The following is a 21,993-nucleotide window of genomic DNA, read 5'->3' on the forward strand; positions in this document are numbered from 1 at the left end:
GCCCAGTAGATGGATCTAACTCCCAGATATCCGCTATGTGCACACGGGGGACAACAAGCGCATGGCCCCGCGTGGCAGGCGCCCTAGGAAAGAAAGAAATAACATCAGTCCACTCATGAAGGAGTGCAGCAGACTGTCGACCTGCCGCAATCTCGCAGAATTGACAAGACGTATCCATGTATCGATTATGCCCGAATGACGCTGGGCAGTCAATCGAACGAAAAATCTACCGCGCGACACGCGCCCCGATAGTTCACTCGAACAGTCCCGAATCGGATCTTACTTATTCAACAAGAGGAGAAAGCAATGACACGAAGAGTTTTCTACAGCTTCCACTACAAGCCCGATAATTGGCGAGCCGCAACAGTTCGACAAATAGGGGCAATCGAGGGACAGCGAGTCCTTAACGACAATGAATGGGAGAAGGTTGCAGGCCGCGGCGATCAGGCAATCAGTCAGTGGATCGACGGCCAGATGTACCACAAGGGCTGCGTAGTAGTACTGATTGGCAGCGCTACCGCCGGACGCAAGTGGATCAACTATGAAATCAAGAAGGGATGGAAAGACCAAAAGGGGGTGGTAGGAATTCACATAAACAAGCTTCTGGATAGAAATCAGGAGCAATCAAGAAAGGGGTTGAATCCATTCGGCGGATTCAACATTGGAGACAAAAATATGTCTCAGATTGTCAAATGCTACGACCCACCGTACCTCAAGAGTGTCGACGCCTACCGCTACATCAGTGACAACATAGCAGCGTGGGTGGAGGAAGCGATTCGCATTCGCCAAAGACACTAGATCTCTATACGCCCTGCAACCAGGACGACTGTGCAGGCCCCGGCATCTGTTGCCGGGGCCGCGTGAACATGCCCTTACCAGAGAAAACGTTGATGTCCGCGGAAGCAGGATCAGAACGGTTCATTGTTTGATCGTGCCGCCAGCGGTGGACGGTGGGGCCGATTCAGCTCAGGGGGCAGACCACACTCGGGGCACATCCGGGGCACATGACAGCCACAACCAACCGAGAACAACGACAACTGACCAGCACCACGCAGTACGCCGAGCAGCAGGTCGCCGGGCGCACCGCAGGTAGACGACGCGACTGGAACGCCCTCCGGAGGCAGGTGTCGCAGGTTCGAGTCCTGCCGAGGGCGCCCAGCAAGAGTGAGACCGGATCGGGCAGTTGCCTGGTCCGGTTTTTCTGTTTGATCTGACCGTTGGTCAGATCGGTTGCCGCGCTGGCCAGCGGCCCTCTGGGCCGTTCGTGCGGCTGCGGCGATGGTTTCGGAGGACTTCATCTTCCGCCGCGGCCAGCTGTTCCTCGCAGACCACACTTCCAGTCCCTTGTGGACAGTTGCGAAGCGGAGCTGGGCGCGCCCACCGCGGACGCGCCCAGCCTCCCCTAGCGGGTGTAGCGGTCTGCCACCACCGACGGTGTCTCCACCGGCGCCCCTGCCTCGAGAGACACCGCGAGGCGCACGTACTGCGCGTGCGTCCACGCCAGGGGCGTCGCCGAGCGGTTGGGGGTTCCCGGTTCGCCACCTGGGCGGTTGTCCCACACCTGCTCGGGGAGCAGCAATCCCTCGCCCGCGGTCGCGGCCATCGAGCGCAGACGCTCGGCGGCCTGGTCCGGTTGTCCGGCGAGCAGTTCGTACTCGCCGCGCTCACCGGCGAACAGCGGCCAGAGCCGGCCGTAGGTGCGGCCGTGACCGATGTTCCAGTCCGCGCCGTCCTCCCGCTCGCCGTAGCCGTCGTTGGTGAACCGGTGCCAGTGCTGCCCGGCGGGGGTCTGCTCGCCCAGCACCTCGTCGATCACCTTCAGCGAGTTGACCACCACCGGGTCGTCGGGCCGCTTCACGCCCAGGCGGACGAGTTCCAGGAAGCTCGGGTCCACCTGGGTGCGCTGGTCGACCTCCTCCGGGTAGTTGTCGCCCGGGTTGTAGGTGGTGCCTTCGTTCGGCTTGCCGTCCTTGGTCAGCCGCAGGTAGTAGGGCTGCGGCGAGTGCGGGCCGTTGCCGGTGGCCGTCCAGCCGTCGACCTTGGCCGCCCACTCGTCGGCGACCGCCCGGTACCGCTGGGCGGTCTCGGCGTCGCCGCTTCGCTCCACCAGGTCGGCCGCGCAGACCAGGCCCGCGATGGCCGACGCGATGGTGCCGGGCGAGTAACCGCTGTGGTTCTCCCAGCGCTCCTGCTCGGTGTAGGGCGCGGCGTGGCCGTCGTGGGTGAAGCCGACGAGGAAGTCCGCCGCCTTGCGGACCTGCTGCTCGTCGGCCCGCCCCAGCTGCCAGGACAGCACGATCGGGAACGCGGTCTGGTCGAGCTGGACACTGGTCCAGAACGGTTCCCCGGTCGTCTGGGTGTTCTGCGGCAGGTGCCCGTCGGGTTCCTGGATCGACCACAGGTAGTCCAGCGCCCGCTCGGCCGCGCCCCGGTCACCGGCCGCGAGCAGCGCGGTGGCGTGCTGGTAGAGGTCGCGCGGCCACACCAGGTGGTACGGGCCGGATTCGGGCGCCATCTCGGGGTCGTTGCGGAAGGCCCACGGCATGCTCGGCGAGGCGACGAACGCGCCGGGGCTCTGCTTGTCCTCGCTGGCCGCGAGCATCATCGCCGAGCTCCAGTACACGTTCTTCTGGTGCTCGTCGGTCAGGTGCTCGGGCTGCTGGAGCGTGTCGGCGTAGCGGTGCCAGCCGTCGCGGTACGCGGCGGCCACGGCGTCGAACCCGGCCTTCTCCGTGGCCTCCGCGGTGGCGATGGCGTCGTGCTCACGTGCGCCGAAACCCAGTGTGAGCACGGCGCGCGACGCGCCCACGCCGTCGACCGGCAGCCGTCCGACCTGGCCGACGTGCCCCGGTCCCGCCTTGTCGTACAGCGCGGTGAGCTGCTTGTGGCGGGACAGGTCGGTCCAGCCGTCGCTGGTCCCGAGGTAGCCCGACGAGGTCTCGGTGAACGCCGGCGCCGACCGCAGCGCGCCTGCCGCCGAGCGGTCCGACGCGACCAGCGTCGAACCCTCGGTGCGGCTGCTGTCGTCGGAGCCGTCCTTGCCCAGCGTCGGCTCGTGGATCGCGTAGGTGCGCAGCTCGCCCCGCTGCGAGGTCACCCGGAGGTCGACCGTCACCGCCGAGCGCGCCGGATCGGTGACGTAGGTGGCCGTGGCCTGCCACCCGTCGCCGGTGGAGATCTGGCGGTACGACGGGTTTTTCGCGTCGATCGGCTCGGTCCGGGTGGGCACGTCGGACAGTCGCTGCACGAAGTCCCGGCCGTCGGTGACCACCACCTGCAACTGGCGGCTGACCGGGGTGGACAGGTTCGGGTAGTACAGGTCGGCCGCGCCGCCGCGGCCCAGGGTGAACCACACGGGGCTCTCGGCCGAACGCGCGGTGCCGAAGCCCTGCTTGTCCGCATCGAGATAGCCCGGGTCCACACCCGGCGCCCCCGGAGCCTTCCCCGGTTCCGCGATCGAGGGCACCGCGCTGCCCGCGACGGTCGCTACCACGCACATGCCGAGCAACGGTGCTCGCCATCGTCTGAACAAGGCGTCCTCCGTCTGCAATTAGTTTCTGCAAGACATCCACATCAAACTGGCTTCACGCCAGAAGGAGTGAAACAGTCCGAAACATGCCACACAAGGCATTGCAAAAACTTGCAAGAATGCAGCCAGCCAGACACGGTCCCTTGTAGACAGAACCAGGAAGTACCGCTCCGGAGCCGTCCCGAATGTTGAAAACCGCCCACCGGTTGCTCAGGTGGGCGGTGAAAACCTCTCCTCTCTCATGGGTTTCGCCTCCTACCCGCAGGGGTAGGTCGGGCGGGAAACCGAGTGCGGAGGGGGTTGATGTCATGGCACATCTGACGACGGAGCCGGTGGAGATCAAGGTCGCGGCGGGTGTGCTCAGCGGCGATCTCGTGGTGCCGCCGTCGGCCATCGCCGCGGTGCTGTTCGCGCACGGTTCGGGCAGTTCCCGGCGCAGCCCGCGCAACCGCGCCGTGGCCGAGGCGCTCCAGAACGCCGGTTTCGCCACGCTGCTGCTGGACCTGCTCACCGCCGAGGAAGCCAGGATCGACGACCGGACGCAGGAGCTGCGCTTCGACATCGATCTGCTGACCGACCGGTTGGCGACCGCGGTCGACTGGCTCGACGGGTGGCCCGCCACCAAGGGCATGCCGCTGGGCCTGTTCGGCGCCAGCACCGGTGCCGCCGCCGCGCTCAAGACCGCCAGCCAGCGGCCGGACCGGGTCGTCGCCGTGGTGTCCCGCGGCGGGCGGCCGGACCTCAGCGGCGAGGCGCTGTCCTCGGTGCAGGCCCCGACGCTGCTCGTCGTCGGCGGGGACGACCGCGAGGTCCTGGAGCTCAACCGGCACGCCGCGAAGCTGCTGACCTCGCTGCCGCTGACCGACGTCCGGATCGAGATCGTCCAGCACGCCGGCCACCTCTTCGAGGAGCCGGGCGCGCTGGAGAAGGTCTCGGAGCTGGCTTCCGACTGGTTCCGCCGCTACGCCGGGACGCCGCGGCCGAGCGGGCCGACCGGCAGCCACTTCAAGCCGCCGGAACCCGTCCGGCGACCGCCGGCGTTGCACTGATCCGGTCGTGAGCGGTGTTCCGGGGAGCACCGCTCACGACTTCCCAACCCCGGCGAAGCTACCCGCCCAACCCAGCCATCGTCCTCAAGCGGCGCAGCCGCTTAGCCCACCCCAGCAACCGGCACCGCCGCGGGTTCTCAGGCGTTCGCTGGCGAGGACAGCTTTTTCCGTCGTATTGGACATACGTCGGAAAAAGATTCCGGAGCCAGCGGACGCCTGAGGTTCCGCCAAGCAACCACCCACGCAAGGCAAGCCGTAACCTCACGCCGGCTTCGGGGAGTCGACGCCGGGGTGCGGCGTCGTCCAACCACCCCGCGTGAAGTCCGGGAAGTCGATCGGGGCGCTGCCGCGGCGCACCGACTCCGCGCTGAGCGCGAACGGCGCGCTCCAGGTGGCCGAGTCGTAGACGTCGATGTCCGGGGCGAGGCCGAGCTTCATGGTCTGCGCCAGCCGCCACAGCATGATGTAGTCCATGCCGCCGTGTCCGCCCGGCCCGGGGCCGACCTCCTTCCACAGCCAGTGGTCGTAGTCCTCGTACTCGGCCCAGTTACCCCACTCGTCGTTGCTCTGCGCCGGTTCGAGGTAGATCCGCGCCGGGTAGTCCTCGAACACGCCGTTGGTGCCCTGCAGCTGGTTGAGCCTGCTGTACGGGCGGGCGTTGGACACGTCGTGGTGCAGCTGGATGACCCGGCCCTTCTCGGTCTGGATCAGGCTGATCGTGGCGTCGCCCTTGGCATAGGTCTCCCGCTGCGCCGGGTCGTCCGGCGGCAGGTGCTGCTCGCGGTACTGCGCGAGGCCCGCCGCGGGCGTGCTCATCGACGTGATCCGTACCAGGCGGTCGCCGCGGTTGATGTCCATGTACGCCGCGACCGGGCCGAGGCCGTGCGTCGGGTAGAGGTCGCCGTTGACCTTGGTGTGCCAGGCGCGCCGCCACTGCCCGGCGTAGTAGGTCTTGGAGAACAGCATCTCGCGCAGGTCGTGCAGGTAGGCGCCCGCGCCGAACAGCAGCTCGCCGAACAGCCCCTCGTGGGCCATCCGCAGCGCGCGCATCTCGTTCCGGCCGTACGAGCAGTTCTCCAGCTGGATGCAGTGCCTGCGGGTCTTCTCGGAGGTGTCGACCAGCTCCCACAGCTCGTCGACGGTGACCCCGATCGGGCACTCGACGCCCACGTGCTTGCCGTTGCGCATCGCGCTGACAGCCATCGGCGTGTGCCACTCCCACGGCGTGGCCACGTAGACGAAGTCCACGTCGTCTCGCCGGTGCAGCTCCTCGAAGTCGGCGTGCTTGGCCGGTTCCGGGCGCCCGGCGTCGGTGACGACCTTCGCCGCCTTCCCGACCGCCTCGGCGTTGGTGTCGCACAGCGCCGTGATCTCGACGTCGGGGACCGCCAGGAACAGCGGGAGCATGGAACCGCCGCGGTTGCCGAGGCCGACGATGCCGACGCGGACCTTCTGGTGCTGCTCGAACGGCACGCCCATCATCGACTCGCCCTTGCGCGGTCGCACCGGCTGGGCGGTCGCGTCCTGCTGGAAGCTGAAACCGGACCCCATCCCGGCGCCGGCGACCGCGGTGGTCCGCAGCAGCGCTCGGCGGGAGAAGGGACTGCTGCGCGGAACCTCGCCTGCCATGAACCCTCCTGAACGTTTCTGCTCGTTCTCCGCTGATTTCGATCAGCCTCGCACAGCCCGAACGGCAGTCGATACCCCTCGCACGGCCGGTTCGCCTGGGCCGTTCGGGTCAACCGCGCCGAATCCGCCGGACGACTTGACCGATGACGCGCTGTAGTACGTTGCGAACGGACTGCTCGAAAGGACACGGATTGAACCGGCACGAACGTCTCAGCAAGCTGCTCGACATCGTGGGCCAGCGCGAGCGCATCGACGTCGAGGACATGGCAGCCGAGCTCGACGTCTCGGCCGCGACCATCCGCCGCGACCTCGACCACCTCGCCGAGCAGCAGCTGCTGGCCCGCACCCGCGGCGGCGCGGTCGCCACCAGCGTCGCCTACGACCTCCCGCTGCGGCACAAGACCGCCCGGCACGCGCCGGAGAAGCAGCGCATCAGCAACGCGGCGGCGCGGATGGTGCAGCCGGGCATGGTGATCGGCCTCAACGGCGGCACGACCACCACCGAGGTGGCCCGCAACCTGGCCACCCGGCCCGACCTGGCCGAACACGGCCTGACCGTGGTCACCAACGCCCTCAACATCGCCAACGAGCTGGTGGTGCGCCCGCACATCAAGATCGTGGTCACCGGCGGGGTGGCGCGCCAGCAGTCCTTCGAGCTCACCGGACCGCTGGCCACCCGGATCCTCGAGGAGATCACCCTGGACCTGCTGTTCCTCGGCGTCGACGCGATCGACCCGGAGCTGGGCGCCTACGCCCACCACGAGGGCGAGGCCTGCATCAACCGGCTGATGGCCTCGCGCGCGGAGCAGGTCGTGGTGGTCGCCGACAGCTCCAAGCTCGGGCAGCGCGCCTTCGCGCGGATCTGCCCCGCCGGTTCGGTGCACACGCTGATCACCAACGACGACGCCCCGGCCGAGATCCTGCGGGCGTTCGACGCCGAGGGGACCTCGGTCCAGGCCGTCTGAGCCGCCGTTCCGCCCAGGGAGCTCCCGCCGGGGGCTCCCTTTTTCATGCCCGATGCAGGGCGCGCATAGTTGTGCGAATGGAGCATTGACCGAGCAAATTCGAGCAAATACTGTCACGGCTGTTTTCATCCCCGACCTCCGCCGAAGGAGCGTGAGATGGCGCAGTCGTTCGCGCAGACCGAGATCTCCACCCAGCCGGAAGTCTGGCGGCGGGCCGCCGGAATGGCTGGCTCGCTGTCGGACGTGCTGCCAGGACCCGGGAGCAGAACCGCCGTCGTGGGCTGCGGGACCTCGTGGTTCATGGCGCAGTCCTACGCGTCGCTGCGCGAGGCGGGCGGATCCGGCCGGACCGACGCCTTCGCCGCGTCGGAGATGCCGGCCGACCGCGAGTACGACCACGTCGTGGCGATCACCCGCTCCGGCACGACGACCGAGGTCCTCCGGCTGCTGGACGCGCTGCGCGGCAGGGCGCCGATCACGGTGCTCACCGCGAACCCGGCGGGGGTGGCCGGAGTCGCCGACGAGGTCGTCGACCTCTCCTTCTGCGACGAGCGCTCCGTCGTGCAGACCCGCTTCGCCACCAGCGCGCTCGCCGTCCTGCGCGCCCACCTCGGCCACGACCTGGGCCGCGCGATCGCCGACGCCGAGCAGGTGCTGGCCGAGCCGCTGCCCGAAAACCTGCTCACCGCAACGCAGTTCTCGTTCCTCGGCACCGGCTGGACCGTCGGCATCGCGCACGAGGCCGCGCTGAAGTTCCGCGAGGCCGCGATCTTCTGGACCGAGTCCTACCCGGCGCTGGAGTACCGGCACGGGCCGGTCAGCATCGCCGAGCCCGGCCGCGTGACCTGGATGTTCGGCCCGGCCCCGCACGGCCTGGCCGACGAGGTCGCCCGCACCGGCGCCACCTTCGCCGAGCACGACGTCGATCCGATGGCCGATCTGGTCCGCGCGCAGCGGCTCGCGATCGAGCTGGGCGCCCGGCGCGGCCTCGACCCGGACAACCCCCGGCACCTGACCCGCTCGGTGCAGCTCGAGCACAGCTGACGGGAGGCGCGGGCGTGATCCTGACCGTGACGCCGAACCCGGCGTGGGACATCACGTACTCGGTGGACGCGCTGGCGCCCGGCCGCACCCACCGCGTCCGGCACGTGGCCGAGCGCGCCGGGGGCAAGGGCATCAACGTCGCCCGCGTGCTGCACCGGCTCGGGCACGAGGTGCTGGTCACCGCCCCGCTGGGCGGTGCGACCGGCGATCTCGTCCGGGCCGGTCTCGCGGGGCTCGACCACTCCATCGCCCCGATCCGGGACAGCACCCGGCGGACCGTGTCGGTGGTGACCGACGGCGACGCGACGCTGCTCAACGAGCCGGGCCCGGCGCTGACCGCCGAGGAGTGGCAGGGCCTCCGCGCGCTGGTCGCGGCCCGGCTGGACCAGGTGTCGGTGGTGGTCCTTTCCGGCAGCCTGCCTCGTGGGGTTTCCCCCGCGGACTACGCAGACCTGGTCCGATCCGTCCCCCGCCCGACCATTGTGGACACCTCGGGCGAAGCGCTCGCGCACGCTGCGTCCGCCGGGCCGGACATCGTCAAACCCAACGCCGACGAGCTGCGCGACCTCACCGGCTGCGCCGACCCGCTGCGCGGAGCGACCGCGCTCCGCTCGCAGGGCGCGCACGCGGTGGTCGCTTCGCTGGGCCCGGAGGGGCTGCTCGCCGTCACCGCCGAAGGCGCCTTCCGGGCCGCGCCCGGCCGCGAGGTGCGCGGAAACCCCACCGGAGCGGGAGATTCCGTGGTCGCCGCGCTCGCCGTCGGCGTGGCCGCGGGTACTCCGTGGCCGGACCGGCTGCGCAACGCTGTCGCGCTGTCCGCGGCGACCGTCGCCGCGCCGGTGGCAGGCGAGTTCACCCGCGACGAGTACGAGAAGCAGCTCGCGGCTGTTCACCTGGAGGAGATCCCATGCCCCTCGTAGCCACGGGCGACATCGTCGGCCCCGCGCACGCCGGGCGCGGCTGCGCGCCCGCGTTCAACGTGGTCCAGATCGAGCACGTCACCGCGATCATCGCTGCCGCGGAGCAGCGGAAGCGGCCGGTGATCCTGCAACTGAGCCACAACGCGGTGCGCTACCACGGCGCGCTGGAGCCGATCGGCTCGGCGATGCTGGCCGCCGCGCGACTGGCCGAGGTGCCGGTCGCGGTGCACCTGGATCACGCGGAGTCCGCGGACCTGGTCCGGCGCGCGGTGGACCTCGGGTTTTCGTCGGTCATGTTCGACGCGTCCACATTGGAGTACGAAGCGAACGTGGCTGCCACCGCGGAGGTCGCGAAGCACTGCCACGAGGCCGGAGTCTGGGTGGAGGCCGAGCTCGGCGAGGTCGGCGGCAAGGACGGCGCGCACGCTCCGGGGGCGCGCACCGACCCCCAGGACGCCGTGCGGTTCGTCGCGGGCACCGGGGTCGACGCGCTCGCTGTCGCGGTCGGCACCTCGCACGCGATGCTCAGCCGCGATGCGGAGGTGGACCTGGAGCTGGTCGCCCGGCTGCGCGCGGAAGTTCCGGTTCCGCTGGTGTTGCACGGTTCCTCCGGCGTGTCCGACGAGGGGCTGCGAGAAGCCGTCCTGGCGGGGGTCAGCAAGATCAACATCGCCACGCAGCTGAACAAGACCCTCACCGCCACCGTCCGCGCGCACCTGGCCGAACGGCCGGAACTGGTCGACCCCCGCAAGTACCTCGGCGCCGGCCGCACCTCCGTCACCGAGGAGACCGCACGCCTGCTCGACGTCCTGGACGGACGCGTCTGATCACAACCGAAGGAGGGGTGCCGATGTCAGCGAGCACCACATCCGCAGTAGGGCGGAGAATCGCCATCGCCGCCGCCACCATAGGCATCGTCTACGGCTACGACATCGGCAACGTCTCCGGTGCGCTGCTGTTCATCACCGAGGAGATGCGGCTCTCCCCCGCGCTCCAGGGCAGCGTGACCACCGTCCTGGTGGCGGGCAACATCATCGGCGCACTCATCGCGGGCAAGCTCGCGACCGCGATCGGCCGCAAGCCCACGATGCTCGTCGTCGTGGTCGGCTACGCGGTGTTCGCCGCGTGGTCGGCGCTGGTGTCCGACATCCTCTGGCTGGACATCTCGCGGTTCTTCCTCGGCATCGCCATCGGGTTGTCGCTGGTGGTGGCGCCGATCTTCCTCGCGGAGTCCGCTCCGGCCGCGATCCGCGGCGCGCTGGTCGTGGGCTACCAGGTCGCCACCGTGACCGGCATCCTGCTGGCGTACCTGGTCGACTGGAGCCTGGCCTCCTCCGGCAACTGGCGGCTGATGCTGGGCCTGTCGGCGATCCCGTCGGTGCTGGTGATCTTCCTGCTGGTGCGGCTGCCCGACACCGCCCGCTGGTACGTCCTCAAGGGGCGGCACGAAGAGGCCCGCGCCACCCTGCGGATGGTCGACCCGACCGCCGACGCCGACCGGGAGCTCGCCGAGATCAGCGCCGAGATCGCCTCGCGGGAGGGCGGCCGGATCTCCGAGATGTTCCGCAAACCCTACGCCACGGCGACGATGTTCGTGCTTACGCTGGGTTTCCTGGTGCAGATCACCGGGATCAACGCGATCACCTACTACAGCCCGACGATCTTCAAGCAGATGGGCTTCCAGGGCAACGCGACCGTCATCGGCCTGCCCGCGATCGTGCAGGCCGCCGCGCTGGTGGCCACGATCGGCTCGCTGTTCGTCGTGGACCGGTTCGGCAGGCGGCCCATCCTGCTCGGCGGCATCGCCTCGATGCTGGTGTCCAGCCTGGTGATGATCCTGGTGTTCGCCACCGGATCGCTCGACGGCGGCGGTTCGTGGTGGGGGTTCGCCGCGATCCTGGTGTTCACCGCCGGGTTCAACTTCGGCTTCGGCTCGCTGGTGTGGGTGTACGCGTCGGAGAGCTTCCCCGCCCGGCTGCGCACCCTCGGCGCCTCGCTGATGCTGACCACCGACCTGATCGCGAACCTGATCGTCGCGCAGTTCTTCCTGCCGCTGATGGACGGTCTCGGCGGTGCGACGACGTTCGTCATCTTCCTGGTGCTGGCCGCGGTCTCGTTCGCCTTCGTCCTCCGGTTCGCGCCGGAGACCAAGGGCCGGACGCTGGAAAGCATCCGCACCTACTGGGAGAACGGGGCGCGCTGGCCCGCGGAGGAGCTGCCCCGGCGGGATTGACACCGACGGGATGCGGGTGGCGCCGGACCGGCCGGCGCCACCCGCGGATCAGCCGTGCTGCGGCGGGATGTTGTGGTTGATCCGGAACAGGTTTCCGGGGTCGTGCTCGGCCTTCAGCGCCGACAGCCGCGCGAAGTCCTCGGCGTCGTAGGCCCGGCGGACGTCCTCCGGCGTCGCGGCGTAGTTGAACATGAAGCCGGGCAACAACTTCCCGGAGTCCCACCGGCTCAGCCCGTCGAGGATCTTCTGCTGGGCCTGGTGCCGGATCTCCGCGTCCTCGGGCCACGCCGGGTTGCTCAGGAACAGGTGGTAGCCCTCGCCGCGGCTGCCGACCGCGCTCGGCCGGTCGGCCGGACGCGCCAGCGCGCCGCCGAGCTGGCGCAGCTCCAGGCCGCCGAACGGGAGCTCCACCCCGGGCCCGGCGATCTCCAGCAGCGCGTCCACGGTCTCGTCGTCGACGTCGTCGAGCAGCGCGGTCCGGATGTGCGCGGGCGTGGCGCGGTGCGGTTCCTCGTAGATCTCGGCGATCCGCGTGTAGGGCCGCTCCTCCACCGAGTCGTTCTCCGGCTCCAGCGCGCGGAACGGCTCGACCAGCCTGCGCCCTTCCTCCTCGGAGCCGGTGAAGACGATCCGCACGTTCAGCAGGAAGCGACCGCGCAGGTGGTCCGGCACCCGGTCCATCTCGGGGAAGCGCAGCAGGATGATCGAGGAGGTCATCTCCTCGGGCTGTTCCCGCGCCCACTCGGCGTAGGTGCGCAGCACCGCCTCGCACTTGTCGCCGGGGTACCGGAACGCGCCGCCGTAGAGCCGCGCCTGCGGCACCAGGTCGATGGTCGCGGAGACGACCACGCCGAAGTTGCTCTTGCCTCCGCGGACCGCCCAGAACAGGTCGGGGTTCGAGGTCGGCGACAGCGTGCGCTGGACACCGTCCGCGGTGATCAGCTCCAGCTCCCGGACGTGGCTGGCCGAGAAGCCGAAGGTCCGGCCGGTCACCGGAAGTCCGCCGCCGGTCAGGTAACCCATCACGCCGACCTGGTCCGACGAGCCGCACAGCGGCGCCAGGCCGTGCTCGGCCGTCGCGGGCAGCACGTCGGCCCACCGCAGCCCGGCGCCGAGCTTCGCGGTGCGGGCGACCGGGTCGACCGACAGCTCGGTCAGCTTGCGGGTGTTGATCAGCAGCGCGCCCTCGGCGGGCACCGACACCCCGTGCCCGGTCGACTGCACCCCGACCGGCAGGCCCTCCGCGGCCGCGTACCGGACGGCGTGGGCCACGTCGTCGGCACTCTCGGCGACCACGATCACCGCCGGGCGGTGTTCGATGGTGAGGTTCCAGCCGGAACGCTGGTCGTCGTAACCATCGTCGCCGGCCAGCAGGACCTCACCGCGCACCTTCGAACGCAGTTCGGCAACGCCATCGCTGGTCACTTGAATCTCTCCTCCGCACCCGTCGCTCCGGTGGAATGTCCGGCTTCGCCCAGGCTAACGACGGCCGGAACAAAAGGCAACAGGTGTACACTTTTTCTTCGCGACAAGAAAAAGCCGCAGGCAGCGGGGGTCGTTCAGCCCTCCCGGTTCAGCGAGCACAGGGCACCGCGGTGGAAGACCAACGGGTCCTCGGCGTCGGCCTCGGCGAGGTCGACGACCCGGCCAACCACGAGCACGTGGTCGCCGACCCCGCGGATCTCGTCCAGCGCGCAGTCGATCCAGCCGGTCACCCCCGGCAGCACCGGGTTGCCCAAAGTGGACGGTTGCCAGCGCAGCCCACGGAACCGGTCGGTCCCCCGGGCCGAGAACCGCTTGCACAGCTCGCGCTGCTCGGCCGCTAGCACGTTCGCGGTGAACGTCCCGGCCGACTCGATCCGGGGCCAGCTCGACGAGTCCCGGTCGATGAACATGCCCACCAGCGGCGGGTGCAGGGACACCGACGTGAAGGTGCCGACCACCATCCCGACCGGGCCGTCCCCGGTCGAGGCGGTCACCACGGTCACGCCGGTGGGCAGCCTGCCGAGCACCCGGCGGAACCACACCGGGTCGAGTTCCCGTTCCGGAGCGGAACCAACGCTCATCTCCAACCTCTTCCGCGGGACCTGCGCCGGACCCGGCGCGGTCAGCCGACGATCTCGATCGTCCCCATCTGCGCGTTGGCCGAATGCGGGAGCCGGTGGCAGTGGTAGACGTACCGGCCGGGGTGCGGACCCCAGCTCATGGCGATCCGCACCGTCTCCCCGGGGCCGATCTCCACGGTGTCCTTCCAGCCCTGTTCGTACGGGGCGGGCGGGGCACCGTTGCGGTCGAGCACCCGGAAGTGGGTCAGGTGGGTGTGGAAGTTGTGCGTTCCCAGGAAGTTCGGGTGCTCGCCGTGGCCGTTGGGGTTGGTCACCGACCACACCTCGGTCGCGCCGAGCTCGGTGCGCACGTCGACCCGGTGCGGGTCGTAGAGCAGGCCGTTGATCAGGAACGTGCCCTGCTCCTTGTTCATGTCCAGCACGAACGACCGCTCCGCCGTCGCGGGCGGCAGCGGCTCCAGCTCGGCCAGCTTCGGCGGCACCGCGCTGGTGTCGCGGCCCGCGGCCGGCACGACGTCGAAGCGCAGGAAGTCCTGGTTCTCCCCGGGCAGCGCCATCGCGTTGCGCAGCGCGACCGACGAACCGGCGCGATACCGGCCGAAGTCGATCACGACCTCGGCGCGTTCACCCGCCGACATCAGGATTTCGCTCAACCGCACCGGTTCCGCCAGCAGCCCGCCGTCGGTGGCGATCTGGGTGAACTCCGCGCCGTCGGACAGCCGCAGCAGCATCGGCCGGTCGATCGAGACGTTGAACAGCCGCAGCCGGTACCTGCGGGCCTCGACCCGGAAGTACGGCCGCTCCTTGCCGTTGACCAGCATGTGCGGGCGCTGTTCGGCCCTGGTGTAGGTCAGCTTCCCGTCCGCCTCGACCCGCGCGTCCCGGATCTGCAGCGGCACGTCGTACTGCCCGCCGGGCAGCCCGAGCGCCGCCTCCAGCGGATCGCTGATCAGGTAGGACCCGTGGAGTCCGTTGTAGACGTTCTCGGACTCGCTGTGGTGCGCGTGGTCGTGGTACCAGAGCGAGGCCGCGCGCTGGTCGTTGTCGTAGTGGTACTCGCGGTTCGCGCCCGGGGCGATGACGTCCATCGGGTGGCCGTCGTGCTCGGGGGCGACGTGGCCGCCGTGCAGGTGCACGGCCGCGTCGAGGTCGAGGTCGTTGTGCTGGCGCACCACGACCTTGCGACCCCGGTGCGCCCGCACGGTCGGGCCGGGCAGCACACCGCCGTAGGTCCGCACCCGGGACCGGACGCCCGGCACGATCTCGACGTCGGCGTAGCGCATCCGCAGCTCGTAGAAGTCCGTGTCCAACGTGGACCGCGCCGGTCGGAGCACCGGAGGGATCGGCATCGGCTGGCTGAACGGGACCGATGCGGCCGGCGCACCCGCCGCTGCCGCGTTCCCGGGGCCCGAAAACAGGTTCCGGAGCGGGAAGGCGGCAGCGGCGGCGCCCACGGCAGCTCCGGACACCGCGATCTTGACGAAGGTCCTTCTGCTGGTCATGGTAATTCCAGTACTGGTAGGGACTGCGGCGTCAGCGGAAGTCGTCGGCGTGGTCGGCGGCCCACTGCGCGAAGGTCCGCGCGGGCTTGCCGGTGATGGGCTCGATCGGGTCGATCGGGTGCTCCACGTCGACCTGCTGGGCGAACATGCCCAGCCGGGCCTCGATCGCGTGCGGCGGGATGCCCACCGCGCGCCAGTCCTCGCGGGCCTCGTCCGCCGAGATCTCCTGGAAGCGCAGCTCGCGGCCGAGCGCCTCGCCGATGATCCGCGCCCGGTCCGCGTAGGTCAGCGACTCCGGACCGCTGAACTGCGGGGTGGCGCCGACCAGGTCGTCGCCCAGCAGCGCCAGGGCTGCCACGTCGGCGATGTCCCGCTCGTGCACCGGGGCGGTGTGCGCCCGGCCGAACGGGAAGCGGACGATGCCCGAGCCCCGGATCTGGCCCGCCCACTCCAGCGCGGTGATGGCGAACCCGCCCGCCGGGCGCAGGAACGTCCACTCCAGACCGGAGTCGCGGATCTCCTGCTCCAGCTGGCGGTGCTTGATCGCGATGCCGTTCTTCGGGTTCTGGTCGTGGACCGAGAAGGACGACAGCGCCACGATGCGGCGCACGCCCGCGGCCTTGGCCTTCTCGATCACCTCCGCCGGGCCGTCGGGGAAGGCGGCCAGGACGAAGAAGACCGAGGTGACGCCGTCCATCGGCAGGTCCTCGGTCCGCGCCACCTCGACGCCTGCGGGCAGGTCGGCGGTCTCCGGGTTGCGGCTCAGCGCGCGCACCTGGGCGCCCGCCTCCACCAGCAGGGACACCAGCGGGCGTCCGACGGTCCCGGTCGCTCCGGTCACCAAGATCACTTGTGCTCTCCTCGGATGAGTTCGTGGCTGTCTGGCAGGCCCGGCGAGCCCACCCGCACGAGGCGGGATCGGGCTCGCCGGACCGGGATCAGGCCGAAACCAGGCCCTGGGTGTAGTCGAGCGCGGCGGGTTCGAACTGCATGACCGCGTGCCCGCCGACGGAGTGGACGTCGCGCCAGAATCGCTGCATCGGGTGCGGCTCCTCCTGGCCCCTGGTCCCGCCGACCCGGATCAGGCCGTCCACGGCGGCGGTCAGCACCTCCAGCGAGAAGGTGGAGTCGCGGCGGCTGCGCCGGACCACCTCCGGGGTCAGCTCGCCCGCGTCCGCGGTGGCGGCGACCCGTTCCAGCAGCATCTCGGCGGTGTCGATCTGCGCCGCGGCGCGGGCGAACGCGACCTGGTAGCCCTGGCCCGCCGCGGCGCGCGGGCCGACCGGCTTGACCGACACGGCCTGCTTCGCGGCGGCCAGCATCCCCTTGGCCGCGCCCACGGCCGGGGCGACGAAGGTGATGCCGTTGACCGCCAGGGTCGGGACCGCCGGACCGGGCAGCGAGCTGCCGCGGCCGGCCATCGCGTCCTCGCGCGAGACCGCGCGGTGCTCGGGCACGAACACGTCGTCGACGGTCAGCGAGTGGCTGGCGGTGCCGCGCATGCCCAGCGACGACCAGTCCGCCTCGAAGCTGTAGTCCGAGCGCGGCAGCAGGAAGAACTTCGGCTTCTGGTCCTGCTGCGCGGGGCTCGGGCCCGCCAGCATCGCCCAGTCCGAGTACTCGACGCCGCTGGCGTAGGTCCAGGTGCCGGACAGCCGCCAGCCGCCCTCGACCTCGGTGGCCTTGCCGAGCGGCTTGACGACCGAGGCGATCCGCGCCTGCGGGCCGTCGCTCCACACGTCGGCCTGCGCCCGCTCCGGGAAGCAGGCCAGGTAGCGGGTGGAGAAGGCGAACAACGACGCCAGCCACGAGGTGGACGCGCAGGACTCGCCCAGCGCGATCACCGACCGGGTCAGGTCGAGGAACGTGCCGGGTTCGTTGCCCCACCGGGTGGGCACGAACCACTGCGTGAAACCGTTCTTGACCAACGAATCCACGACCTCGGGGCGCACCCGGCGCTCCGCGTCGGCTTCCGCCGCGTGGGAACCGGCCAGCGCCGCGATCTCCCCGACTGCATCGCCGGGTCCGGCAAGCACGGACATGCTGCTCTCCTGGGTATCTCGGTGGCACGCCCACCGGCTGCCCCGGCCTTGCTCGCGCGGCGAGGCCCGCCCGGTTTCGGTGCCCGGCAGTTCGAATCACTTGAGTGCGGTGGGGCGGGAACGGCCCCGGCGGACCTCCACATCGGAAGTCCACAATGGTCGATCAAACTGATTTCGCTCAATACCCGGGAAAGCTCCCGGGTCAGTGGCCGACGACTCCGCCGTACCGGTCTTCCAGCACGTCCGGGACGACGTGCGTCTCCCGCTTGCCCTCCAGCGAGCAGGTCGTCGAGCGCCGGATTTCTCCTTGTGGGGTGCGGAGAACCAGGTGTGCGGTCCCGCTCCCGGTGTAGGTGTCGCCGGAGACCTCGGCGGCGACCTCGATGCTCACCGAGCCGTCCATCCCGCTGCCCGGCTTGAAGATCTCCTCCAGCCGGTAGATGAAGCGGGTGGAATCCACCGCCTCCCAAGAACCCCTGCCGGTGCTGATCGGCGTGACGAGGGAGACGGTTCCGTCGACGGCGAAGGCGAGGGTGAACAGGTCGACCTGGTCGTCATGGGCCACCGTGCCCGACCAGACCCCCGGTCGAGCGTCGCTGTGCGCGTCCATGGCCCAACCGTATTGGGCCTTGGGGAAAAAAGCAACCGCTTGTACACTTCCTTTTGACAGCAACCGATTCGAGCACTTAGCCGCAGGGGAGACGCCATGTCCTCCGGTCCTCGGACTGAAACCGAACCCACCTCGTCCCCGCCCGCCGACCGGAGCGGAGCGCGGCCCGCCGCGACGCTCGCGGTGGTCGCCGTCGCGCAGCTGATGCTGACGCTCGACAGCACGATCATGAACATCGCCCTGCCGAGCATCCAGCGGGAACTGGGCATCGAACTCCGCGATCTCTCCTGGACCGTGACGTCCTACGCACTGGCGTTCGGCGGCCTGCTGCTGCTCGGCGGCCGGGTCGGCGACGTCTTCGGCAAGCGCCGCATGTTCCGCATCGGCGTCGCGCTGTTCACCCTCGCCTCGCTGCTCGGCGGGCTCGCTCCGGACCTGGTCACGTTGGTCGCCTCGCGCGCCGTGCAGGGGATCGGTGCCGCGATCGCCGCACCGACCGGGCTTTCCCTGATCGTCGGGGCGTTCCCGGAGGGCAAGCCCCGGGTCCGGGCGATGGGCCTGTACGCGGCGATGGCGCCGCTGGGTTCCACGACCGGGCTGCTGCTGGGCGGCGTGCTGACCGAATTCCTGGACTGGCGCTGGGTTTTCTTCGTCAACGTGCCGATCGGCGTGGCGGTGCTGATCGGAACCCGCCTGCTGAGCGCGGAGGCTCCGGTCGGCGGCAGGCTGGACATCCCCGGCGCGCTGTGCGCGAGCATCGGGCTGGCCACGCTCATCTACGCGCTCCACACCAGTGGTGAGGCCGGCTTGGCCAACGCCGGGACGCTCGGGCTGCTGGCCGCGGCCGTCGTCCTGCTCGCGCTGTTCCTGGTCGTGCAGGCCCGCAGCGCCCACCCGATGATGCCGCTCTACCTGCTGCGCGACCGCAACCGGGCGGGCTCGTTCGTCACGATGCTGTTCATCGGGACCGGCATGTTCGCGACGTACTACTTCCTCACGCTCTACGTCCAGCAGATCCGCGGCTTCAACCCGGTGCAGGCCGGCCTGTCCTACCTGCCGTTCGCCCTCTCGATCGCCGTCACCGCCGGGCTCGTCGCGCCCCGGCTGCTGGCGCGGTTCGACCCGCGCTGGGTGGCGGGCACCGGCCTGCTGCTGGCCGTGTGCGGCATGAGCGTGTTCAGCACGCTCGACACGCACAGCTCGTACGCCGGTCACATCATGCCCGCCATGTTCGTCACCGGCATCGGGCTGGGGCTGAGCTTCGTCCCGATGACGCTGACCTCGGTGCGCGGCGTGGAGCGGGCGCACACCGGCATCGCGTCCGGACTGCTCAACGCCTCCACCCAGGTCGGCGGTGCGCTCGGGCTCTCCGCGCTGACCCTGGTCGCCGCCGCGGCCACGGCAGGCCGCACCCCTGCCGGGGCCACCCCCGAGCAGGTCGTGGAGGCCACGACCAGCGGCTACACCACCGCGTTCCTGGTCGCCGCCGCGCTCTACGGCGCGGGGCTGCTGACCGCGGTGTTCGCGGTCAACGCCAAGCGGAAGTAACCGTCCCCCCGAACCGGTCCGATCCGAGGAGCGTGCACGTTGTCCGGCACCACAGGCGCAGAAGAACCCGGCGCGCAGCCGGACACCGGCCCGGAGCGCAAGGGCCAGCGCACCCGGCGCAGGATCCTGGAAGCCGCCCGGCGATGCTTCGGCCAGCTCGGCTACGAGCGGGCCACGATCCGGGGCATCGCCGCGGCGGCCGGGGTGGACAAGTCCTCGGTCATCCAGTACTTCGAGAGCAAGCAGCGGCTGTTCCGGGAGGCCGTCCACTTCGAGATCCCGATCGACGAGCTCACCACGACCGATCCCGCCCAGACCGTGGAGAACTACCTGCGGACCATGCTGGAGCGCTGGGCGTCGGAGTCCGACACCCCGATGTCGGTGCTGCTGCGCGCCAGCATGACCAGCGACGACGCCGCGGCGCTGCTGCGCAGGCACGTCGCGGTGAACGCCAACGACCGGATCATGAGCCACCTCGACAGCCCCGACGCCCGGCTCCGCGCGGGGCTGTTCTCGGCGATCATGGTCGGCATCGCCAGCGGCCGGTACCTGCTGCGCATCCCCGACCTCGCCGACGCCGACCTCGAAGAGGTCCTGCGGGTGTCGGTGCCCGTCGTGCAGGCCCTGATCAAACCCGAGGACTGATCGTCGGCAGTGGAATGCACGGATCTTCAAGCGGCGAAGCCGCTTAGCCCAAGCACGCAACCGGCACCGCCGCGGGTTCTCAGGCGTTCGCTGGCGAGGACAGCTTTTTCCGTCGTATTGGACATACGTCGGAAAAAGTAACCGCAGCCAGCGGACGCCTGAGGTTCCGCCACCTGCACCGCCAAGCAAGAGGACCACGCCACCCTTCACACAAAGTCGTCGGCTTCGACCAGGGTGGTGCAGTCGATCCGGCTCAGGCCCTTCTTCCACGTCTCCCAGCCGGGTCTGCCCGCGCTCGGCAGCAACGAGATCACCTCGGAACCGCCGCGGCGCACTGCCGGATGCCTGCGGGCGAGCATCGCCAGGCCCTGGCCCGCCTCGACCACGGTGTGGTCCTCCAGCGCGGTGTCCAGGGCGGGCCAGAACAGCACCGGTTCGGCCATCTGGCGCGCCCAGAACGACGGGTCCACGGCCTGCTCGTCGGTCACCCGCTGCCCGGTGCGGCCCGAGACGATCGGCAGTTCCGGGCGGTGCAGCGGTTCGGCCGCCACGGCGAGCTCGAACAGCTCCGCCGCCTGGTCCATCGCCGGCGAGTGCCACGGTTCGGTCGCCCGGACCCGGCGGGCGGTGAACCCGGCCTCCCGGATCGCCTGTTCCGCCTGCGACAGCTCGGGATCCGGGCCCGACAGCACTGTCTGCTGTGGAGCGTTGACCGCGCCGACGACGACCCCTCGCGCCGCCCACCGCGGTTCCACGCATCCTTCGACGTCCTCCCGCGAGGCCGCCACTCCGAGCATCCCGCCCGCCGGGGCGGCGGCCAGCGCCCGGCCGCGGCCGACCAGGATCCGGGCCGCACCGGGCAGGTCGAACACGCCGGCCAGGCACGCCGCCGCGAGCTCGCCGACGCTGTGCCCGACCAGCACGTCCGGGCGCAGCCCGCGGTCGTGCAGCATCTTCGCGATGGCGTAGCCGACCGCGAACAGCAGCGGCTGCGCCTGGGTGCCTTCGTCGACGCCCGCGCCGTCCCGCAACCAGCGGTCCCGCACCAGGGCGCCGTCGGCCCCCATGTGGTGGAAGAACTCGTCGACGATCGACGTGAACTCCGGTTCCCGTTCGTAGAGCTCCACCGCCATGCCCGCGTACTGCGAGCCCTGGCCCGGCAGGAGCATGGCCAGCCGACGTCCGGTCACACGTGCCTCCTCGGCGTTGTCCGGTCGCGGCTCACGCCGCGTGGGTCCGACCGCTCAGCGCCGCCACGGCGCGGCGGAACTGCGCTGCGTCGTTGGTGCGGAAGGTCTGCGCGTCCGGGCGGATCCGGCCGCACAGCTTGCTCAGCACCTTGCCCGGCCCGACCTCCACGAACCGGCTCACCCGCGATCCGGCCATCGCCTGCACCGTCTCGGTCCAGCGGACCCGGCGGGTGAGCTGGTCGAGCAGCCGGGCCCTGGCCTCGGCCGCGGTGCGCACGGGTTCGGCCGTGATGGCCGAGAAGACCGGGATCGCCGGGTCGCGGAACTCCACCTCGTCCAGCGCGGCGGCGAACCGCGACTCGATGCCGCGCAGCAGGCTGCAGTGCGCCGGGCCGCCGATCTCCAGCTCCACGATCCGGTCGGCCCCGGCCTGCTCGGCGTCGGCCATCAGCCGGTCGACCGCGGCGGTCTGCCCGGCGACCACCACCTGGCGGACGTCGTTGTGGTTGGCCACCTCGATCACCAGTCCGGTGTCGGCGGCCACCTGCTCGCACATCCGCTCCACGTCCGCGAGCTCCAGGCCGACGACCGCGGCCATCTTGCCCGCCACCTCGTCGTTGACCGACGCCATCAGCTCACCGCGCAGCCGCACCAGCTTGAGCGCGGCGCGCCAGTCGAGCACCCCGGCGGCCACCATCGCGCTGAACTCGCCGAGGCTGTGCCCGGCGACCACGTCCGGTCCGGCGCCTTCGGTGCGCACCGCGTCCAGGACCGCGACGCTGGTCAGCAGCACCGCGGGCTGGGTGACGGCCATTTCCTTCAGCGCGGCGGCCGGTCCTTCCCGGCACAGCTCGGACAGCGGGAAGCCGAGCAGCTCGTCGGCTGGCCGGTAGTACCGGTCGAGCAGTTCCGGGTGCAGCGCCACGATCTCGTCGCCCATGCCGACGCGCTGCGAGCCCTGCCCCGGGAAAACGAAAGCTGTCTTGACCATCGAGGGATTCCTCCGCAATGTCGAGGAGCT

General features: G+C 70.2%; 19 protein-coding genes. 9 read left to right on the plus strand and 10 right to left on the minus strand.

What is annotated here, in order from left to right; translation table 11 throughout:
- Nucleotides 1-306 precede the first annotated feature (306 nt).
- Nucleotides 307-798 carry a TIR domain-containing protein gene (locus tag ABD691_RS12545; RefSeq protein WP_344679789.1) on the plus strand — a complete coding sequence of 164 codons (492 nt, stop codon included), beginning with the start codon at nt 307-309 and terminating at the stop codon, nt 796-798.
- Between the two features lie 604 nt (nt 799-1,402).
- Here the strand turns inward: ABD691_RS12545 and ABD691_RS12550 are convergent.
- Nucleotides 1,403-3,499 carry a glycoside hydrolase family 15 protein gene (locus tag ABD691_RS12550; protein WP_344679790.1) on the minus strand — a complete coding sequence of 699 codons (2,097 nt, stop codon included), beginning with the start codon at nt 3,497-3,499 and terminating at the stop codon, nt 1,403-1,405.
- 338 nt (nt 3,500-3,837) lie between these two features.
- On the opposite strand from ABD691_RS12550, the gene ABD691_RS12555 reads away from it, so the two are divergent.
- Nucleotides 3,838-4,578 (plus strand): dienelactone hydrolase family protein, encoded by a 741-nt coding sequence (locus ABD691_RS12555; protein WP_344679791.1) that lies wholly within the window; start codon nt 3,838-3,840, stop codon nt 4,576-4,578.
- Nucleotides 4,579-4,839: 261 nt separating this feature from the next.
- Here the strand turns inward: ABD691_RS12555 and ABD691_RS12560 are convergent, their stop codons facing one another.
- The gene (locus tag ABD691_RS12560) at nt 4,840-6,207 is read right to left on the minus strand and encodes a Gfo/Idh/MocA family protein (protein WP_344679792.1); all 1,368 of its coding nucleotides are present in this window, start codon (nt 6,205-6,207) and stop codon (nt 4,840-4,842) included.
- Between the two features lie 191 nt (nt 6,208-6,398).
- On the opposite strand from ABD691_RS12560, the gene ABD691_RS12565 reads away from it, so the two are divergent.
- The 5 genes from ABD691_RS12565 (at nt 6,399) to ABD691_RS12585 (ending at nt 11,369) form a co-directional block, all read left to right on the plus strand.
- Nucleotides 6,399-7,172 (plus strand): DeoR/GlpR family DNA-binding transcription regulator, encoded by a 774-nt coding sequence (locus ABD691_RS12565; protein ID WP_344679793.1) that lies wholly within the window; start codon nt 6,399-6,401, stop codon nt 7,170-7,172.
- A gap of 156 nt (nt 7,173-7,328) precedes the next feature.
- A complete protein-coding gene (locus ABD691_RS12570) occupies nt 7,329-8,216 on the plus strand; it encodes an SIS domain-containing protein (RefSeq protein WP_344679794.1) in 888 nt (295 codons plus the stop codon).
- Between the two features lie 14 nt (nt 8,217-8,230).
- Nucleotides 8,231-9,136, plus strand: a complete 906-nt coding sequence (locus tag ABD691_RS12575; RefSeq protein WP_344679795.1) for a 1-phosphofructokinase family hexose kinase — start codon at nt 8,231-8,233, stop codon at nt 9,134-9,136.
- Nucleotides 9,124-9,963, plus strand: a complete 840-nt coding sequence (locus ABD691_RS12580; protein ID WP_344679796.1) for a class II fructose-bisphosphate aldolase — start codon at nt 9,124-9,126, stop codon at nt 9,961-9,963. Before ABD691_RS12575 ends, ABD691_RS12580 begins: the two co-directional genes overlap by 13 nt.
- A gap of 23 nt (nt 9,964-9,986) precedes the next feature.
- Nucleotides 9,987-11,369 (plus strand): sugar porter family MFS transporter, encoded by a 1,383-nt coding sequence (locus tag ABD691_RS12585; protein WP_344679797.1) that lies wholly within the window; start codon nt 9,987-9,989, stop codon nt 11,367-11,369.
- Nucleotides 11,370-11,417: 48 nt separating this feature from the next.
- Here the strand turns inward: ABD691_RS12585 and ABD691_RS12590 are convergent, their stop codons facing one another.
- The 6 genes from ABD691_RS12590 to ABD691_RS12615 all read right to left on the minus strand — a co-directional run bounded on the left by ABD691_RS12590 (nt 11,418) and on the right by ABD691_RS12615 (nt 17,589).
- A complete protein-coding gene (locus tag ABD691_RS12590; protein WP_344679798.1) occupies nt 11,418-12,794 on the minus strand; it encodes an FAD-binding oxidoreductase in 1,377 nt (458 codons plus the stop codon).
- 134 nt (nt 12,795-12,928) lie between these two features.
- Complete coding sequence (locus ABD691_RS12595) at nt 12,929-13,435, minus strand: flavin reductase family protein (protein ID WP_344679799.1); 507 nt, start codon at nt 13,433-13,435, stop codon at nt 12,929-12,931.
- Between the two features lie 41 nt (nt 13,436-13,476).
- Entirely contained in the window at nt 13,477-14,937 is a 1,461-nt protein-coding gene (locus ABD691_RS12600) for a multicopper oxidase family protein (RefSeq protein ID WP_344679800.1), read from the minus strand.
- Between the two features lie 31 nt (nt 14,938-14,968).
- Nucleotides 14,969-15,787 carry an SDR family oxidoreductase gene (locus tag ABD691_RS12605; protein ID WP_344679801.1) on the minus strand — a complete coding sequence of 273 codons (819 nt, stop codon included), beginning with the start codon at nt 15,785-15,787 and terminating at the stop codon, nt 14,969-14,971.
- An 88-nt stretch (nt 15,788-15,875) separates the two neighbouring features.
- Nucleotides 15,876-16,979 carry an acyl-CoA dehydrogenase family protein gene (locus ABD691_RS12610; protein ID WP_344679802.1) on the minus strand — a complete coding sequence of 368 codons (1,104 nt, stop codon included), beginning with the start codon at nt 16,977-16,979 and terminating at the stop codon, nt 15,876-15,878.
- Between the two features lie 202 nt (nt 16,980-17,181).
- A complete protein-coding gene (locus ABD691_RS12615) occupies nt 17,182-17,589 on the minus strand; it encodes a hypothetical protein (protein WP_344679803.1) in 408 nt (135 codons plus the stop codon).
- Nucleotides 17,590-17,685: 96 nt separating this feature from the next.
- Between ABD691_RS12615 and ABD691_RS12620 the strand changes: the two genes are divergently transcribed.
- Both ABD691_RS12620 and ABD691_RS12625 read left to right on the plus strand, forming a co-directional pair.
- Complete coding sequence (locus ABD691_RS12620; RefSeq protein WP_344679804.1) at nt 17,686-19,137, plus strand: MFS transporter; 1,452 nt, start codon at nt 17,686-17,688, stop codon at nt 19,135-19,137.
- Nucleotides 19,138-19,176: 39 nt separating this feature from the next.
- Nucleotides 19,177-19,782 carry a TetR/AcrR family transcriptional regulator gene (locus tag ABD691_RS12625; RefSeq protein WP_344679805.1) on the plus strand — a complete coding sequence of 202 codons (606 nt, stop codon included), beginning with the start codon at nt 19,177-19,179 and terminating at the stop codon, nt 19,780-19,782.
- Nucleotides 19,783-19,988: 206 nt separating this feature from the next.
- On the opposite strand, the gene ABD691_RS12630 is transcribed toward ABD691_RS12625, so the two are convergent.
- Nucleotides 19,989-20,972: an acyltransferase domain-containing protein gene (locus ABD691_RS12630; protein WP_344679806.1), complete on the minus strand. Its 984-nt coding sequence runs from the start codon at nt 20,970-20,972 to the stop codon at nt 19,989-19,991.
- A 31-nt stretch (nt 20,973-21,003) separates the two neighbouring features.
- A complete protein-coding gene (fabD, locus tag ABD691_RS12635; protein ID WP_344679807.1) occupies nt 21,004-21,963 on the minus strand; it encodes an ACP S-malonyltransferase in 960 nt (319 codons plus the stop codon).
- Between the last annotated feature and the right edge of the window lie 30 nt (nt 21,964-21,993).

This window comes from Saccharopolyspora taberi, from assembly GCF_039534165.1.
Lineage (GTDB): Bacteria > Actinomycetota > Actinomycetes > Mycobacteriales > Pseudonocardiaceae > Saccharopolyspora_D > Saccharopolyspora_D taberi.

Coding starts and splice junctions, on each gene's coding strand:
- ABD691_RS12545 (WP_344679789.1), top strand. CDS start 307: ATGACACGAAGAGTTTTCTACAGCTTCCACTACAAGCCCGATAATTGG.
- ABD691_RS12550 (WP_344679790.1), bottom strand. CDS start 3,499: ATGTGCGTGGTAGCGACCGTCGCGGGCAGCGCGGTGCCCTCGATCGCG.
- ABD691_RS12555 (WP_344679791.1), top strand. CDS start 3,838: ATGGCACATCTGACGACGGAGCCGGTGGAGATCAAGGTCGCGGCGGGT.
- ABD691_RS12560 (WP_344679792.1), bottom strand. CDS start 6,207: ATGGCAGGCGAGGTTCCGCGCAGCAGTCCCTTCTCCCGCCGAGCGCTG.
- ABD691_RS12570 (WP_344679794.1), top strand. CDS start 7,329: ATGGCGCAGTCGTTCGCGCAGACCGAGATCTCCACCCAGCCGGAAGTC.
- ABD691_RS12580 (WP_344679796.1), top strand. CDS start 9,124: ATGCCCCTCGTAGCCACGGGCGACATCGTCGGCCCCGCGCACGCCGGG.
- ABD691_RS12585 (WP_344679797.1), top strand. CDS start 9,987: ATGTCAGCGAGCACCACATCCGCAGTAGGGCGGAGAATCGCCATCGCC.
- ABD691_RS12595 (WP_344679799.1), bottom strand. CDS start 13,435: ATGAGCGTTGGTTCCGCTCCGGAACGGGAACTCGACCCGGTGTGGTTC.
- ABD691_RS12600 (WP_344679800.1), bottom strand. CDS start 14,937: ATGACCAGCAGAAGGACCTTCGTCAAGATCGCGGTGTCCGGAGCTGCC.
- ABD691_RS12610 (WP_344679802.1), bottom strand. CDS start 16,979: ATGTCCGTGCTTGCCGGACCCGGCGATGCAGTCGGGGAGATCGCGGCG.
- ABD691_RS12615 (WP_344679803.1), bottom strand. CDS start 17,589: ATGGACGCGCACAGCGACGCTCGACCGGGGGTCTGGTCGGGCACGGTG.
- ABD691_RS12620 (WP_344679804.1), top strand. CDS start 17,686: ATGTCCTCCGGTCCTCGGACTGAAACCGAACCCACCTCGTCCCCGCCC.
- fabD (WP_344679807.1), bottom strand. CDS start 21,963: ATGGTCAAGACAGCTTTCGTTTTCCCGGGGCAGGGCTCGCAGCGCGTC.